A 15867-nucleotide genomic window follows, 5' to 3' on the forward strand; every position below is an offset into this window, starting at 1 on the left:
GTGTGGGGGAGATTGCGGGGACGCTGAGGGTACGGAGCAACGATCCGGACGAGGGGGAATTGTCGGTATCGTTGACGGGGACGGGGTTGGTGCCGCCGGAGATATCGGTTTCGCCGGGCTCGATGAGCGCGGCGTTGCTGACGGGGCAAACCGACACCCAGACCCTGACCATCTCCAACACAGGCGGCAACGACCTCTCGCTGCAGATCACCGTGCGGCGCTCGAATCCACCCCTTGGCTTGGGGCCCGGGCCGGCCGGGGCCAATCCCGGAGGGGCGACCTCGCAGTCGTCCCGCAGCGACGCTTCGGTGGCCGCGCGAATCGGCACGGACGACGCGGGGGCGGCGGTCCTCGTGATCCAGGACACCAGTGCCTGGGGTCTCGATATGGGTTCCTTCCTTCTATCGCGCTTCGGCATCACGCCGACGGTGATTCGATCCGATCAGATCGCCTCAACCGATTTCACCGCCTACGATCTCGTCATCACGGTGGGAGATGAAGGGCCCGACTATTACGGCGCCATCTCCGCGAACGTCGCCAAGTTCGAGGCCTTCCTGGCCGCCGGAGGCACCGTTCAGTATCAGCTCGCGACACAGGGCGATGACGTCTCCATCGCGAACGGGGTACTCGTTCGATATGGGAACCTCGAAAGGGTGAACCGGGTGCTGCTGCCCGACCATCCCATCGTGGCCGGCCTGCCGGCGCTCCTCGCGGGGAATTTCGCCAATCATTGCACCATGACCCAACTCCCGGCCCGCGCGAAAGTCATCACCGAGACAGCCGTTTCCCACCTGCCGACGACCGTGGAGTACTCCGTCGGTCCGGGGAACGTGATCGCGACCGGCATGCCGTGGGAGTTTCTTTATCTCTTCGGGTACGAGCCCGGCCCCATGTTGTACCAGGCAACGGCGTACTCGCTGTCCCTCGCCCACCCCCGTTGGATGAGAACCGCTCCGCCCACCGCCACCGTACCTCCTGGGGGGAGCGTGGATGTGGCGGTGACGTTCGACGCGAGCGGGCTGTTCGGAGGGGGCTACGACGCGTTGATACGGGTGGCGAGCAATGATCCGGACGAGCCTGAGGTGCGGGTGCCGGCGCGGCTGGAGGTGACGGGGGTGACGGATATCGAGCTCTCGAGCGCGGCGTTGAGCTATGGGTCGGTGTTCGTGGGGGGTTCGCGGCTGGATTCGCTGGTGGTGACCAATGCGGGCACGGATCGGCTGGACGTGACGGAGGTGAGCTCGAGCCTCGCGGACTTTTTGGTATCGGTGGGGTCGTTCAGTTTGGATCCGGGGGAGCGTCGGGTGGTGATGGTGACGTTCCATCCGGGCAGTGTGGGGGAGATTGCGGGGACGCTGAGGGTACGGAGCAACGATCCGGACGAGGGGGAATTGTCGGTATCGTTGACGGGGACGGGGTTGGTGCCGCCGGAGATATCGGTTTCGCCGGGCTCGATGAGCGCGGCGTTGCTGACGGGGCAAACCGACACCCAGACCCTGACCATCTCCAACACAGGCGGCAACGACCTCTCCTTCAGGCTCTTCGCCCAAATGGCGGACTCCGGCGCGCCGGTCTCCTCGCTGCCGAGAACTGGGGGAATCCCGTCTCCCGACCAGCAGCGCGTCGGCGTTGCCGCTGCGGTCGTCACCGGGCCCACGCCGAACGGAAGCAGCCCGTCGACCGGGCCCGTGGTCACGGCCGGGGAATACAGCGGGAGCTTTCTCAGGTTCGGTATCACGGACTATGGGGAGATCATGCCGTTCCAGTACCCCTTGGGGAACGAGCATTTGCGGATCGGGTCCTACTACTCAGGCTATACCGTGGCCTATTTCTCCTCCGGACAGGATCACGTGGCCTTCGCAGCGACCGCGAGCCGCAGCGGGATCGTTCCCGTTTCGTATCAGGAATTGGTCAATACGCTGTCCGAGCTGGTTGTGCAGGTCGTGACACGGACGAGCGACGGGTCCCTGGAAATCAGGAGGCTCGTCAGCTTTCAGCGCGACCAAAAGCATGTTCGGATCGAGTCGAGGTTGAGGAATACCTCCGCGGTGCCGCTCACGAACGTGGTGTTCAAGGCCCATGCGGATTGGGACGTGGACGGCGATTTCGACGATGATGCCTGGGACTACGATCCCGCGCGGCACATGACGTACGCGTCGGACGTGAGATTCGTCGCGATTGCATCGGGACGGGCGCCGGATCTCATGGACGCCTACGGCTGGAACGACTACGACACCCGCGCCACGACGGTGGACTACCCCTACGGGCCGATTCGCGGGCTGGACGGGATGGAGGTGCTGCACTTCGAGCTGGGCGACCTGGCGCCTTCGTCGTCGGCGGTGGTCGCGACGGCCTACGGGGCGGGGGACAATCTGGAGGAGCTCCAGCAGGTGATGACCCGCGCGGTCCTGCTCCCGTGGCTTTCGTTCCGTCCGGAGAGCGGAACGGTGCCGCCGGGCGCGTCGGCGAATGTCGCGGTCACGTTCAACGCGACCGGTCTTTTCGGTGGTGACTACCCGGCCGATATCGCGGTGGAGAACGATGACCCCACCGACTCGGAGGTCGACGTCCCGGCCGTCCTCCACGTGACGGCGATCCCACTCATCCGAGTGGAACCTTCCGCTTTGGATTTCGGAACGGTCTTCCTGGGGTCGAGTCTCTCGAAGGACCTCACGGTCTTCAACGACGGCACGGATCGACTATCCGTGACCGCGATGGCCTCCGACCGCACGGCGTATGTCCCCGATGCGTCGGCCTTCACCCTGGACCCAGGAGGCGCGCGCGTTGTCCATATGACGTTCACGCCGACAACAGACGGGAGCCAGCCGGCCACCTTCACGATCGAGCACAACGCGGCGGGATCGCGCACGACGGTCGCGCTGACAGGCACCGGCTTGGTGCCGCCCGTGATCTCGGTATCGCCGGTCTCGATTTACTCCGACCTGCCAACCGGTGGACGCCAGGATCACTCCATACTCGTGAGCAACGGGGGTGGAAGCGATCTCCACTTCACCGTGACGACCTTCACCGGCGCAGCATCGGTTGCGGTGCGGGAGTCCGCGTCCTATGGAAAGGGTGAGATCGACCCCCGCGTCGGGGACCCGGTCACAACCGGGTCCGGCGGGCCGGACCGATTCGGCTATACCTGGGCCGACAGCGACGAGCCCAACGGGCCGTCCTTCGGTTGGGTGGAAATCAGCGCGATAGGATCCGAGGTCCCCATATCCGGTGACGATGAGACCTCCTCACCCATTCCGATCGGGTTCCAGTTCAAGTTCTATGACACGACCTTCACGTCATTCCAGGTCTGCACGAATGGGTTCCTGAGCTTCACCTCGTTTTCTTCGCCATTCACCAACCAGCCGCTGCCGAGCCTCGCGGCGCCGGAGAATCTGCTGGCTGCGTTTTGGGATGACCTGTTCGTCGGCCCCAGCTCCCGGGTGCTCACGCACACGGACGGATCGAGGATGGTCGTGGAGTTCCAAAATGTCCTTCTGCTGTCGGGCGCCGGGCCCTTCACCTTCGAGGTCATCCTGTTTCCGACCGGGACCATCTTGTACCAGTACCTCTCCATGGGAGGCCCCACGACCCTGGCCACCGTCGGATTCCAGAACGGCGCTCGGGATGACGGCGCGACGATCGCCTTCGACGCCCCGTATCTGCACGACCATCTGGCCATCCGGATCGCCTCGGCGCCCTCCTGGCTGCGCGTCGTGCCCGCGTCGGGAACCGTGCCTGCGGGGACCTCGGCTCCGGTCCAGGCGACCGTCGACGCGACCGGGGTCTTTCCGGGAGACTACGCGGCCACGATCCGGTTCGGCAGCGACGATCCGGTTACGCCCAGCCTCAGCGTCCCGGTTACGCTCCACGCGCGCGGGGTGCCTCATCTCGAGGTCGATCCCATTTCGATCGACTTCGGCAACGTCTTCGTGGGCCAGAGCGCCACCCGATCGCTCACCATCCGAAACATGGGGACCGATGTCCTGACGGTGACCTCGATCGGGGCCAGTGCCTCCGAGTACACGGCCAGCCCATCCGCGTTCAGTCTTCCCGCCCTCCAGAGCCTCGAGGTCCTGGTCACCTTCACGCCTGCCGCCGCGGGAACCAGGGGAAGCACCCTCACGATTCTGAGCAATGATCCGAGCTCTCCCCACGTCGTCTCGCTCGCGGCCTCCGCGCTGATCCCACCGGTAGTGGGGGTCAGTCCGCGAGAGATCGTGGCGGCGGCCTTGCCCGGCGGGCAGAAGGTCAAGACGCTCCGAGTGTGCAACACGGGCGGGAGCGGGCTCGATTTCACCGTCCCGTCTCCTCTGCTGACGGTCCCCGCCGTTGCTTCGGGGAGCTACGTGGGAAACGGGAAAGGAAGCCAGGATCCCCGTTCGGGCATCCTCGGAACCGGGGGCCCCGACGCCTTCGGACACGTCTGGACGGATAGTGACGATCCTGGAGGGCCGACCTTCCGGTGGATCGATATCACCTCGACGGGCACGAGGGTCCCGTTCGGATCGAACGAGGACGATCGAACCCTGGGTCCTTTCCCGATCGGGTTCGGGGTTCCGTTTTTCGGCGCGACCTTTGATTCGTTCCGCGTCAGCACGAACGGGTGGGTGAGCTTCACGAGCGACGACAGCGGGTTCGACAACCAGCCTCTGCCCAATTCCCATCGCGGCGTGCCCGAAAACCTTCTCGCAATCTGCTGGGATGACCTGGTGCTTCGGGATGACGTAGGGAGCAGTGTCTACTTCCGGAATGACGGGGCAAAGCTGATCATTCAATTCAATAATTTGCGGCCGTTCAACCTGTTTTCGCCGGCGCTGTATACGTTTGAAGTCTTCCTCTATCCCAGCGGGGCTGTCCAGTATCAGTACCTCACGGTCGGCTCTCCTCTCAGTGGGGTCACGGTCGGGATCCAGAACGCCGCGCGGGATGACGGGCTCACCGTGTCATTCAATTCGGCCTACCTTCACGGCAATCTGGCCATTCTTTTCACCGAGCCCCCTCGATGGATCGAGGTGTCCCCCAGCGCGGGGGTCGTTCCCACCGGGGGCTGTGTCGATCTCGCGGTTCACCTCGATGCCTCGCAGCTGGCGCCTGCGGACTACTCGGCCGCCATCTCCGTGATGAGCAACGACCCGAGCAATCCGCGCATCGTGAGCAACGTCCTCTTCCACGTTGGATCGATCGACGCGGTGGCCGCGGATGTGGATCCCAACACGCTCAACCTCGATAGCAACGGCCGATTCATACACGCGTCTCTGGAGCTTCCCGCGGGGTTGGATCCGAATCGGACCGTGCTCTCCACGGTCCGATTCCAGGGACAGGTTCCCTGCAGTCAAGACGCGCTTGCCATCGGGGATTTCAACCATGATGGGATCGCAGATCTGAGATTCCAGTTCGATCGGGCTGCCGTGGAGGCGATCCTAACCGAGGGGGACCCGGTTCCCGTGACCGTCACGGGAGAGATCGAGGATACGATCTATTTCGTGGCGAGGCACAACCTTCGCGTGATCCGGCCCCGGGTGCACGCCCCCAATGGCGGTGAGACCTTGGTTTCCGGCGGGGGATTCCAGATCACGTGGAGTAATCCCGAAGGCTGGCACGTCGACCATGCCGACCTCTACTACACGACCGACGATGGGGTTTCCTGGACTCTGATTGCCCAAGGAGTCATCGGACAGAGCTACGTGTGGCCGGTGCCCGCGGTACCATCGAGCGCCGCGCGTGTGCGCGTTTACCTCTATGATGCCGCGGGAATCATGGGCTACGATTCGAGCGACGGCGTATTCAGGATTACGCAGATCACGGCGGTTGCTTCGGAAGAGGCGGCTCCGCCGGCCGTCCACGCGCTCTTCCAGAACAGCCCCAACCCCTTCAACCCGACCACGAGCATCCGCTTCGACCTCCCTGTTCCTTCGTCGGTCCTGCTCATGGTCTACGACATCCAGGGTCGGACGGTCCAAACGCTGCTCCGGGGGTGGATGCCCGCGGGAAGACACAGGGCCACGTGGGATGGCCGCGACGACCGCGGACAAGACGTGGCTTCTGGGATTTACTACTACCGCCTCTGGGCCGGGGGATTTCAGGCAAACAAGCGAATGCTCTTGTTGAAGTAGGTGTTGCGAGGCGGGAGGGCTGGACGGCGGCACGCCGAAGCTCTATTTTGCTTCGGCTGCGGTTGACGCCGCGGCGTCAACGCCATGAGCGACCCTTACCGGAACCCCACGAGAGAATGTGATCTCGTCATGAAAGGCGGGATCACGAGCGGCCTCGTCTACCCGCAGGCTCTCCTCGAGCTGGCTCAGGAGTACCGGTTCCGATCCATCGGAGGCACATCGGCCGGCGCGATGGCGGCCTCTCTGGCCGCGGCGGCCGAGTATGGACGTGAGCCTTCGGATCCGAAAGGGAAGGGCGGTTTCGAGAAGCTGCGGGATCTGGACGAGTGGCTTTCCACGGGCCGGAATCTTCTCAGCCTCTTCCAGCCGAGTCGATCCACAGCCGCATTGTATCGAGTGCTGCTCGCACTGAACGAGGAAGCGAGCCGTTCCGCCGGGCGTCTCTCGAAGGTCCGCCCGCATGCCGGTCGCATTTGGGCGGGACGCCTCAGGCGGCTCCTCGTGCTGCGAAAGGACGCGGTCAGCTTCTGGGCAGGTGGGATTTCGGGCGGGGCGCTCGGCCTGGCCCTCGCGTCTTGCGTCTTGCGGTCCGTGTTCCCGCACAGCGGCAGCTCCCTCGCGCTCGCGGCCTCGCTCGCCATCGTGATCAGCGGCTTCTCCCTTGGGCTGGTCGGCGCAATCCTCGGAAGCGGCTTGCACCTCTTCCGGATCGCGACCGGGCATTTGCCCAGGAATCATTTCGGCTTGTGCACCGGGCGAAAAGATTCAGAGTCGCCCTCCTCTCCCGATGTCCTCACGGATTGGCTGAGCGCACGGATCAATGACCTCGCCGGGTTGGATCCCAACGGCCCGCCTCTCACCTTTGGGGATCTCCAACGAAAGGGCCTGTCCTTCCGGGAAGGAGGCACCGGCGGCGGGGAGCAAAGCATCGATCTCCGAATGATCGCGACGGACCTGAGCCACAACCAACCCTACGTGCTCCCCTTCGAGCAGCAGCTATTCCTGTTCCAGGAAGAGGAGATGCGCCGCTTCTTCCCAGCCAACATCGTGGAGAGAATGACCCACGCGAAAAGATCGGAACGCGTTTCCCTGGAAAGGCTACCCGGGGTTCATTTCGTGCCGGATGCCGCGGATCTCCCCATCGTCTTCGCAGCGCGCCTCAGCATGAGCTTTCCCGCGCTGCTGAGCGCGGTTCCCCTCTACACGATCCGACAGTCCGCCTTTGAGATTCGACGCGTGGGGGAGAGGGTTGTCCTCGAGCATCCGGACGAAGACCTCCAGGAGAATCTCTTCAGCGACGGGGGGATCGCGAGCAATTTCCCGATCCATTTCTTCGATCGATGGCTCCCCGGCCGTCCGACATTCGGGATTAATCTGACCCAGATGCCCGAGGAATCATTTGAAGCGGAGTTGCCCGTCACCACGCAGAGGGGCGTGACCTCCAGAAAGATACTCCGGGCGGAGTGCTTCAGTCGTGTGTCGTCCGAGTCGCCCGGGGAGGACCCCGAGTTCGTGCGATCGGTCTATCTTCCCAAAGCGAATGCCCCGCGGCGCCCGGAGTGGGTGTCGATCAAGAGCCTCGCGGAATTTTTCGGTGCGGTCTGGACGACCGCGCAGAATCATCGCGACAGGACGCAGGCGATGCTCCCCAGCTATCGGGACCGGATCGTGAACATCCGCTTCTCTCGAGGCGAGGGCGGCCTGAATTTGGCGATGGGGTCCGACCGGATCGAAAGTATTCGAAGGAAGGGGCGGGCGGCGGGAAAGATGCTTCGCAACTTCACCTTCGATGAGCACCGCTGGGTCCGCTTCCTGGTCCTGTTGGACGAGCTCGAGGCGGAGCTTTTCAAGCTGAGGGAGCGGTTTGCGACGCCTCTCCCGTACGAGGATCTCCTCATCGATGGGGTGGCGCGCGGGCATCCTTATCCACGGTCCGTCGCGTGGCGACAGGAAGCGCTCGCACGAATGGAGTTTCTCCTGCACATGGTCGGGCAATGGGAGGACCGGCAGGTCACGTGGAGCGCGAGCCACCCCGGTTGGGGCGACGCGCGCTTTTTCGAAAAGGACGGTCCTAAGCCCGAGGGTTCCCTTCGAGTGACCCCTAAGGTCTAGGGAAGGAGCCGATACGCACCGCGGGGCCGGAAACGGAGGAGGGTCTTGAGCTACGTTGATAAGAATCTCATTCCAGGAGAAACAATCCTATACAGGACCAAGCTTCACTGGGTGGTGCTCCTCTGGCCCGTGCTGGTGGGCTCGTTCCTCGGTCTGGCATCCCTGGTCCTGATTTTCGGCGCGGTCGGGGCCCGCGCCGGCGACCATCAGTCCCATGCCGTCGCGACGGGCGCTGGACTGTTCTTCCTCCTGGTTGCCGCCGCGATCACAGGGTTTGGGATTCTTCGACGAAACGCGACGGAGATTGCGGTGACGAACAAGCGAGTTCTCATCAAGACGGGGCTTCTCAGCCGGCGCACCATCGAATTGCTTATCTCGAAGATTGAAAGCATCGGCGTCGACGAGTCTCCCTTCGGAAGAATCCTCGGCTTCGGAACGGTGATCGTGCGCGGTACGGGTGGAACCCCTGAGTCGTTCGACCGGATTGCCCATCCTCTGGAGTTCAGAAGGCAGGTGCACGGCCAAGTGGATCCGGCGCAGGGGCGCTAGAGCGCACGCGCGCATGCCCCTCACCCCCCGAGTCCATCCTCAAATCAGGTCCCGGAGAAAGCGGCCCAGATTGCGCAGCAACCCGGTCGGCTCGGGGAAGTAGACGTCCAGTTCTTTCGCATTCACGGGCCACGTCGCCGTTCCCATCAGAAACGCGAAATCGATCATCGCCGGAAGACAATCATCTCCCGAGACCGCGGTCAGGGCCTCGCCGTCGAGAAACATGCTCCGCCGGTCCTGATTGTGGGATCCGAGGGTGGAGATCACGATGGCGCCCCCGCGCCGCGTACAGGAAACCGAGTCCGGGATGAGCGAGCGGCCGATCGCGTCCGAGTCAACCGCAGCCCCCAACGACTGGTGTCTCCGTGCTTCGAGGTAACGGCTGAGAACTCCCGCCCACTCCTCCCGAGCCAGCAGCGAGAGGGCGGCCTCATTTGCGAAGAACTGGGCCTTCAGGTGCATGTGAGGCTTGTGCGGATTCGCGACCGATATTTCGTCCACAGGCGCCGTGTGCGTCTCTTGCATGCGGGAATACTCCTCGCGCAGGACTTGCACGACGGAGGGATGGATATGAAATCGATCGCGCAGAGGAGTGTCGCGGCATTCCTTCTCGAGCATGCGCTCCACGAGCGCGCATACGTCGTTCACGTCGCGATCATTGGTGTAGAGGCCGACCCGCAGCGTCCCTCCCGCGGCACGAATCGCGTCGCCGAGCAGCTCGGAGGAGCGAAGGAGGACCCAAAGGGTCTGGTGCATGAGGCCCATCGTCGGTAATGCGCTGCTGGGCGCGTTCTCACGCGCCGGCGCGATGGGGAATGCGTGACACCCGCGCAGCGCGGCGGAGACGAACATTCCGGCCCAGAAATCGCTAGTCCAAAGCGAGTCCGGCGCCAGCAGGACGGCGCCGCGCTGCATGAGGTTATAGAGCGCCGCCTTCAGCACCGTTGCCGTTTTCATTCGGAACCCCGTTCCGTTCATGACGGCCAGCACGTTCGCGGTCCACCCCGCGGAACGGAGGGAGTCGCAGGTCCTCGCGTAGGTCGCTGGAAAGGGTCCTTCTCGCAGGAAACCCGGCAGCTCATCGGGGTGGATGCCCTGGGTCACGAGAAGGCTCCGGGCGGCGGTCTTCAGACGAACCAGCTCCGTTCCACGCAGGACCAGGCTCCGGTCCTCCCATTGAGGTCCGACATAGTGTTCTCCCACGCCGAGCCCAGTGAAGATCGCCTCACCGGACGCCGGGTTCTCCTCGAAGACGTCTCGGAAGGCGAGCTTCGTGTGATCGCGCATCAGCATGTCGTCCATGAAGGTTGGGTCGTAAGGGTGGGTGATCGCGACCTGAACCCTGACCCGTCGCCTGAGGTATCGCTCGCCGCGGCTCCTCATCGCGCTCGACTGTTCGAGGGTCTCGCGGAGGCGCACGACCCCGGAACGCACCCGAGATTCCAGGTTGGCGTCGGAGAGGTGGGGTGCCTTGGTCGAACCTAGGTTCTCTAGAAAGGAGAGCACCTCTTGGGACCCGTTCGTGCGGTAGTAGTGCTCGTCGAGAAGGATGAGGAATTCCGGCAGATCCGAGCGCTCGCCGCGGTCCATGGCCCGGACCGCCCGGATGAAGGCTTCGATGTAGCCGTCCACCGCAAGCGCCCAGGCAATCCGGTCAGGCCCCTTCGCGTCGTTGCGCCCGCTGTAGTCGTGGACCCAGAGGACGTGGTGGCTTCGCGTCTCGAGGATGGAACGTCGCAGCTCGCGGAAGAACTGCTCGTTCAGTACGTACCGGACCGTGTTGGCGGACGAAAAAGGCTGTCCCACGACCGCGCCGAGAACCGAATCGAGCTCGGCCTGGGAATCGTACTCGTCAGGGCGGAGCCCGTAATTCAGGGGGAGCCAGACCAGGCGCCACGTCCGCCAGCGCCGGTGGGCGGATCGTGCCACCTCGTCGAGCTGCTCCAACACTTGACGAAATACCTCGCGAGCCGCGTCACGCTCCGTCGCGCCAAGCCGCGCTTCAGGCTGTGAGAGCGAGGCGCCAAATTCAGCGCAGGCCCCTTCGAGGAGTCCGGTCAGCTCGCCGGGTCGTTTGATACGGCCGAGGAGACGATTGTACGGAAGGATTACCTTGCGCAGGAGGATGGCGCGAGCCCTCGCTGCAAGGGCCTCGCCGATGGCAGCGTCTCCACCCGCGGCGAGCGCGAACGCCTCCGCCAGGCAGGCGTGGTAGGAAGAGTCCTCCGCCGCGAAGGAGTGACCGGGCTGGACCACGTGCTCCCTCAAGGCTGCGGCCTCTCGCTCGAACGCCTCGCGCCCCTTTCGACTTGTAGCACCCCGCGGGGTCATGTTCGGAGTGAGCAGCCGGTCCATCCATTCCATCGAGTGACGGACGCGCGCCACATCGACCGCCGGCCAGAGGGCCGGCTCCGGTGGGACGGGACGCGGGAGCCTCCCTCGCGCCATCGCCACGTGGGCGTTCCGCGGCCGGGTAGCTCTGTAGTCCGCCCATGGAAAGGGCATTTTCATTCCAGCCTCGAGGCTCCGCCTGGCGGGGATGTAATCGATCCGCACGCGATCGCCGCGCCCCAAGATGCCGCCTCGGCGCGGGGCGCCCTGGAGCGAGAGCTTGATGAACGGCTTGCTCGCGTGGAGGTCGTATTCGAACCCGCCGCGGAGAATGGGCAGCTTCAAGGAGGCGCCGAACGTGCCGCCCGACCCTTCCCCTCTCCTCATATAGGTCCCCTCGAACGCGACGTCGATGAGGCCAAACTGTGGGGCCGCCACCCGCCCTTCCATGTCGAGCAGAAAGCGGTAGGTTGGCCGCTCCGCCCGAAATCCATAGCCGGCAAGGGTGCCCCATTCAAAGCGGTAGTAAGGAGGCTGGCCGAGGGGGAAGGCTTTCAGTGTCGGCGGGAACGTGGGCGGATTCGTGGCCGAGGGACTTGGTTCGGCCGCTCCGGATGCGGGGTACAATGTGAGCGTGGTAGCGAACACGAGGGAAACTGCGTGTGCTACGAACGCGGATTTCATGGCCCCCTTCGCATCCGGCCGCCCGATTAAACGCCCCCGCGTGGTGCGTGTCAACGGGGCTTCTGGACCTGTTTTCGGCCGCGGGCGGGCTCGGCCGCGGCCCAGGAACGAGGAGAATAGACCGCCGTTCGGGGTACTCCCGCTTGAATGGCGTACCGAGTCCTCATGGCACTCGTTGCGGTGATGCTGAGCGAGAGCTGTGCGCCGGCGATCCACGTTCGACCGCGAATCGATCCCGTGCTTTACCCGGAGCCTCGACAGAACGCGATCACCTTCTGGGGTCATGCCTGCGCCTACATCGACGTGGGCGGGGTAGGAATCGTGACCGATCCCGTTTTCGCAGGTTCGTATGGACTCGTTCATCGACGTCAAATTCCAGCACCGCCGTCCGAGGCGTATGATCGGGCGCAGGTTGTGCTCCTCTCGCACGCCCACCACGACCACCTGGACTTCGGCACCCTGGCACGGTTTTCGCCGCGAACGGCGGTCCTATGTCCGGCACCGGCGGCAAGATATCTCAAGGAGCGGGGCATTCGCGCGCGGGTGATGAGGCCAGGGAGCGAATATCGCTTCGCCGGCGGCACGATCACAGCGGTCGCCGCCCACCATCCGGGGGGCCGCCTGTCCATGAAGGCGCGCTCGGATGGGCGGGCCTTGGGATACGTGATCCGAACCGATAGCGTGAGGATCTTCTACAGCGGGGACACGGAGTACTTCCCCGAGCTTGCCGCGATCGGACTCAAGTACGCTCCGGACATCGTCCTCCTCAACGTGAACCGTCACCTCCACTCGAAGGACGCGCTCCATGCGGTAAAAGACCTGCGGGCGCCGCTCGTTGTCCCGATGCACTTCGGTGCGTACAGCGGCTCCAACGCGCGGCTGGGGCGCAAGTGGCGCGCCGAGCTGGTGCGCGCTCTCGGCCCCATCGTGGCGCCGCTCGAGGTAGGCGCGGCCTTGCCCATTCCCCATTTGAAACCGGAGAATACGGCCGTGCAAGGAGACACCGCGTCGTGTTTCGCGCGTTAGCGCGCTCGATTCAGATTTCCACACGCGCCGGGCTGGGGCTCACCGGTGTCCTAGCTGTCGGGACCGTTCTCGCGGTGGCCTCCCCGGGTGTTGCCGGGTCACGTGTGCTGGACCGGCTCGCCACAAGCACGGGGAAACACTTCGCCGTGCCCGTGCCGGGGGTGCGAGGGATTCCCAATCTCGCTGAAATCGAATCGGGTTTGGCGCGCGGCGGCCAGCCGGCGGACGATGGGATCGAATACCTCCGAAGTCGGGGCTTTCGGACCGTGATCGGTTTTCGAACGAACGCCACGGAGAGGCTGAAGCTTCAGCGCGCGGGGCTCACCTATGTGGAGATTCCGCTGCGCGCCGATCTCTTTGGTTCAAGGGCGCCCACGCAAGACCAAATACGTCTGTTCTTATCCACCGTTGGGGATTCGGCGCGGCGTCCCGTCTTCTTCCACTGCAGACGCGGAGTGGATCGAACGGGCGCCATGGCGGCGATCTACCGGATTGAGGCGTGCGGGTGGACCCGGGAGGAGGCGATCGAGGAAATGAAGGCCTTCGGTTTCAACGGGTACTACAAGAGTCTTCTGCGATTTGTGCAACGTTACGCTCGGAGAGGTGCCCCGTGAGGGTGATCCCAGAGACCCTTCCGCACGCGAGCCGCCCATTGTGCCGGAACTACGGAGGGCATAGATTCAGGGGCCGCGCGGTGCGGGAATCGGGCATTGCAGCCATGGAAAAGGAGGAGGTTGTGAAATCTGTCTTGTCGGCACTGGTTTTCGGTCTTGCTCTCGCGATTCCCGCCGCGGCTCAGGATTCTACCTCGGCTCCGCCCCCGGCGACGACGCCACCGCCCGCGGAGGCGACGACACCATCCTCGGCGGCGCCGGCGTCCGCCCACGTCATGATCAACCCCATGGAACTGAAGTGGGGCGACCCGCCCGCGGTGCTAGGGAAGGGGGCCAAGTTGGCCGTCCTGTCCGGGGATCCGGGGGCGGCCGGTCCGTACACCATTCGGCTCAAATTGCCGGCGGGTTACAAGATTTCTCCGCACTGGCATCCCACGGACGAGAACGTGACCGTGATCGCAGGGACGTTCTCGCTGGGACAAGGCGAAAAGTTCGACCGGGCATCCATGAAAACGCTGACAGCGGGAGGCTACGCTCTTCTGCCCGCGGAGATGCGGCACTTCGCATGGACCAAGGGGGGAGCCACCATTCAGGTTCACGGGATGGGCCCGTTCGTCCTCAACTATGTGAATCCAGCCGACGACCCAAGCCAGTCGGCGGGCACGAAGTAGCGGGCCGGGCAATCGTTCGCGAACTCTGAGGGGGGGAGCTCCAATGATCTTGCGCCGGCGTGTCCGAGGCATTTTCGCCATACTCGCCACACTCGCCGTGGCCGCGACTGCTTCGGCCCCAGTGGCACAATCCCAGCCGAGATTCGAATGGCCGGAGAAGGCCAGGAATCTCAAAGTTCTCCCCAAGAACACACCCAAGGAAAAGCTCAGCGCCACGATGATCGGGTTCACCAGGGCGCTCGGCGTCCGGTGCCCCTTTTGCCACGTCGGACAGGAGGGGCAGCCCCTGACCACCTACGATTTCGTGTCCGATCAGAAGCCTACGAAGAATATCGCCCGGCGGATGATGAAGATGGTGAGCACTATCAACCACGATCTAAGCAAGATGAAGTTCCCGGAACCGAAGCGCATCAACGCGGAGTGCGCCACATGTCACCGGGGACGGCCACGGCCCATGACGCTGGCGGAAGAGCTCACGTTGGTCTATGAGACGGCCGGGATCGACAGCACGGTCGCGCGGTACAACACTCTCCGCGAGCGTTTCTACGGCAGCGGTTCCTACGACTTCAGCGAGAGAAGCCTCAACGAGGTCGGCGGCACGCTCCTCGCCCAAGGGCACCCCGATGACGCCATCCGTATCTTGAGTCTCAACGCCGAGCAGAATCCGAAGTCCTCATTCGCCTACTCGAGTCTGGCGAACGCCTGCGCGGCCGCGGGGAAGAAAGACCTTGCCGTCCAGAATTATGAAAAGGCGCTCGAGCTCGACCCGAGAAACCGGGAAGCGGAGCAGAAGCTGAAGGAGCTTCGGGGGGAACCCAAGTAGGCGGTCACCCTGGACGTGGCCCCGCCCAGCTCATCGGGCGGGGAGCGTGAAAGGAGACGGGGCGGCACCCTTCGGCGCCGCCCCGCAGCTTTGTTCGGTGATGTTGGTTCGAGCCGGCTACGCCTTGCGGACGTTGGCCGCCTGGAGCCCCTTGGGTCCTTGGACGATTTCGAACTCCAAGCGCTCGCCTTCGGCCAGCGTCTTGAAGCCTTCGCCGGAAATGGACGAGTAGTGCACGAACACGTCCTCGCCGCCTTCCTGCTGGATGAATCCGAAACCCTTCGACTCGTTGAACCACTTCACGGTTCCTACTGCCACTCTGTACTCCTTACGCACTGGGGCGCTGGGCCCCTACTCGCCGTCCTCTCGGATCGGCCAACCCGGCCACTATGGTCGGGCCCCCGGATGAGCTTCCACCCGGACACAAAAAAAGCCGCAGGTGATTTCTCCTGCGGCAATGTCATCGCGTCTCGGCGCTACGTACGACCGTCAGGCAACTGCTCGCCGATAGTGTCGGCCAACCCGCCGCTCATGTAAAGAACTCTTTTTGGGGATTTCGTCACCGGCCGATCCGCCCCGTTTGGGGCATCATGGAGTCGATATGAGCCCGCGCACCCAACCATCCCCGGCCAGGGTCTGGGCCGCGCGCCTCGTCGCGGTCGCGGCGGACGCGGTCCAGATCTTCGCCGTGCCGGCGTTCCTCGGCGGTGCCGCCTCGCCCCTCAACGACGCGCTCGATATCGGCGTCGGGATCGTGATGATCGCGCTGCTCGGCTGGCACATCGCCTTCCTGCCCACGCTCGTTGCCGAGCTCGTCCCCGTGCTCGACATTTTTCCCACGTGGACGGCGGCAGTGCTCTTTGTGACCCGGGGCAGCAGGTGGCGGCAGCCTGGCGGGCGCGTTGGAGGCGCTTGAAGAACTCCTAAAGTATATGCCTGGCGGC

General features: G+C 64.2%; 10 protein-coding genes. 8 read left to right on the plus strand and 2 right to left on the minus strand.

Annotation, left to right across the window (positions count from 1 at the left end):
- Window positions 1–59 precede the first annotated feature (59 nt).
- The 3 genes from E6K76_04835 (at window position 60) to E6K76_04845 (ending at window position 8774) form a co-directional block, all read left to right on the plus strand.
- A complete protein-coding gene (locus E6K76_04835; protein ID TMQ59396.1) occupies window positions 60–6113 on the plus strand; it encodes a choice-of-anchor D domain-containing protein in 6054 nt (2017 codons plus the stop codon).
- 129 nt (window positions 6114–6242) lie between these two features.
- Window positions 6243–8225, plus strand: coding sequence for a hypothetical protein (locus E6K76_04840; protein TMQ59397.1), 1983 nt, complete (start codon window positions 6243–6245; stop codon window positions 8223–8225).
- Window positions 8226–8270: 45 nt separating this feature from the next.
- Window positions 8271–8774, plus strand: a complete 504-nt coding sequence (locus tag E6K76_04845; GenBank protein ID TMQ59398.1) for a hypothetical protein — start codon at window positions 8271–8273, stop codon at window positions 8772–8774.
- Between the two features lie 39 nt (window positions 8775–8813).
- Here the strand turns inward: E6K76_04845 and E6K76_04850 are convergent, their stop codons facing one another.
- Window positions 8814–11789 carry a hypothetical protein gene (locus E6K76_04850; protein TMQ59399.1) on the minus strand — a complete coding sequence of 992 codons (2976 nt, stop codon included), beginning with the start codon at window positions 11787–11789 and terminating at the stop codon, window positions 8814–8816.
- Between the two features lie 147 nt (window positions 11790–11936).
- On the opposite strand from E6K76_04850, the gene E6K76_04855 reads away from it, so the two are divergent.
- The 4 genes from E6K76_04855 (at window position 11937) to E6K76_04870 (ending at window position 14923) form a co-directional block, all read left to right on the plus strand.
- Window positions 11937–12815: an MBL fold metallo-hydrolase gene (locus E6K76_04855; protein ID TMQ59400.1), complete on the plus strand. Its 879-nt coding sequence runs from the start codon at window positions 11937–11939 to the stop codon at window positions 12813–12815.
- Window positions 12680–13429, plus strand: a complete 750-nt coding sequence (locus E6K76_04860) for a hypothetical protein (GenBank protein ID TMQ59401.1) — start codon at window positions 12680–12682, stop codon at window positions 13427–13429. Before E6K76_04855 ends, E6K76_04860 begins: the two co-directional genes overlap by 136 nt.
- A 104-nt stretch (window positions 13430–13533) precedes the next feature.
- Window positions 13534–14100 (plus strand): DUF4437 domain-containing protein, encoded by a 567-nt coding sequence (locus E6K76_04865; GenBank protein ID TMQ59468.1) that lies wholly within the window; start codon window positions 13534–13536, stop codon window positions 14098–14100.
- Window positions 14101–14143: 43 nt separating this feature from the next.
- Window positions 14144–14923, plus strand: coding sequence for a c-type cytochrome (locus E6K76_04870; protein ID TMQ59402.1), 780 nt, complete (start codon window positions 14144–14146; stop codon window positions 14921–14923).
- Between the two features lie 117 nt (window positions 14924–15040).
- Here E6K76_04870 and E6K76_04875 read toward each other — a convergent pair whose 3' ends face one another.
- Window positions 15041–15241 (minus strand): cold-shock protein, encoded by a 201-nt coding sequence (locus tag E6K76_04875; GenBank protein TMQ59403.1) that lies wholly within the window; start codon window positions 15239–15241, stop codon window positions 15041–15043.
- A 283-nt stretch (window positions 15242–15524) separates the two neighbouring features.
- On the opposite strand from E6K76_04875, the gene E6K76_04880 reads away from it, so the two are divergent.
- Window positions 15525–15839 carry a hypothetical protein gene (locus E6K76_04880; protein ID TMQ59404.1) on the plus strand — a complete coding sequence of 105 codons (315 nt, stop codon included), beginning with the start codon at window positions 15525–15527 and terminating at the stop codon, window positions 15837–15839.
- Window positions 15840–15867: the final 28 nt, after the last annotated feature.

This window comes from Candidatus Eisenbacteria bacterium, assembly GCA_005893275.1.
Taxonomy (GTDB): domain Bacteria; phylum Eisenbacteria; class RBG-16-71-46; order SZUA-252; family SZUA-252; genus WS-7.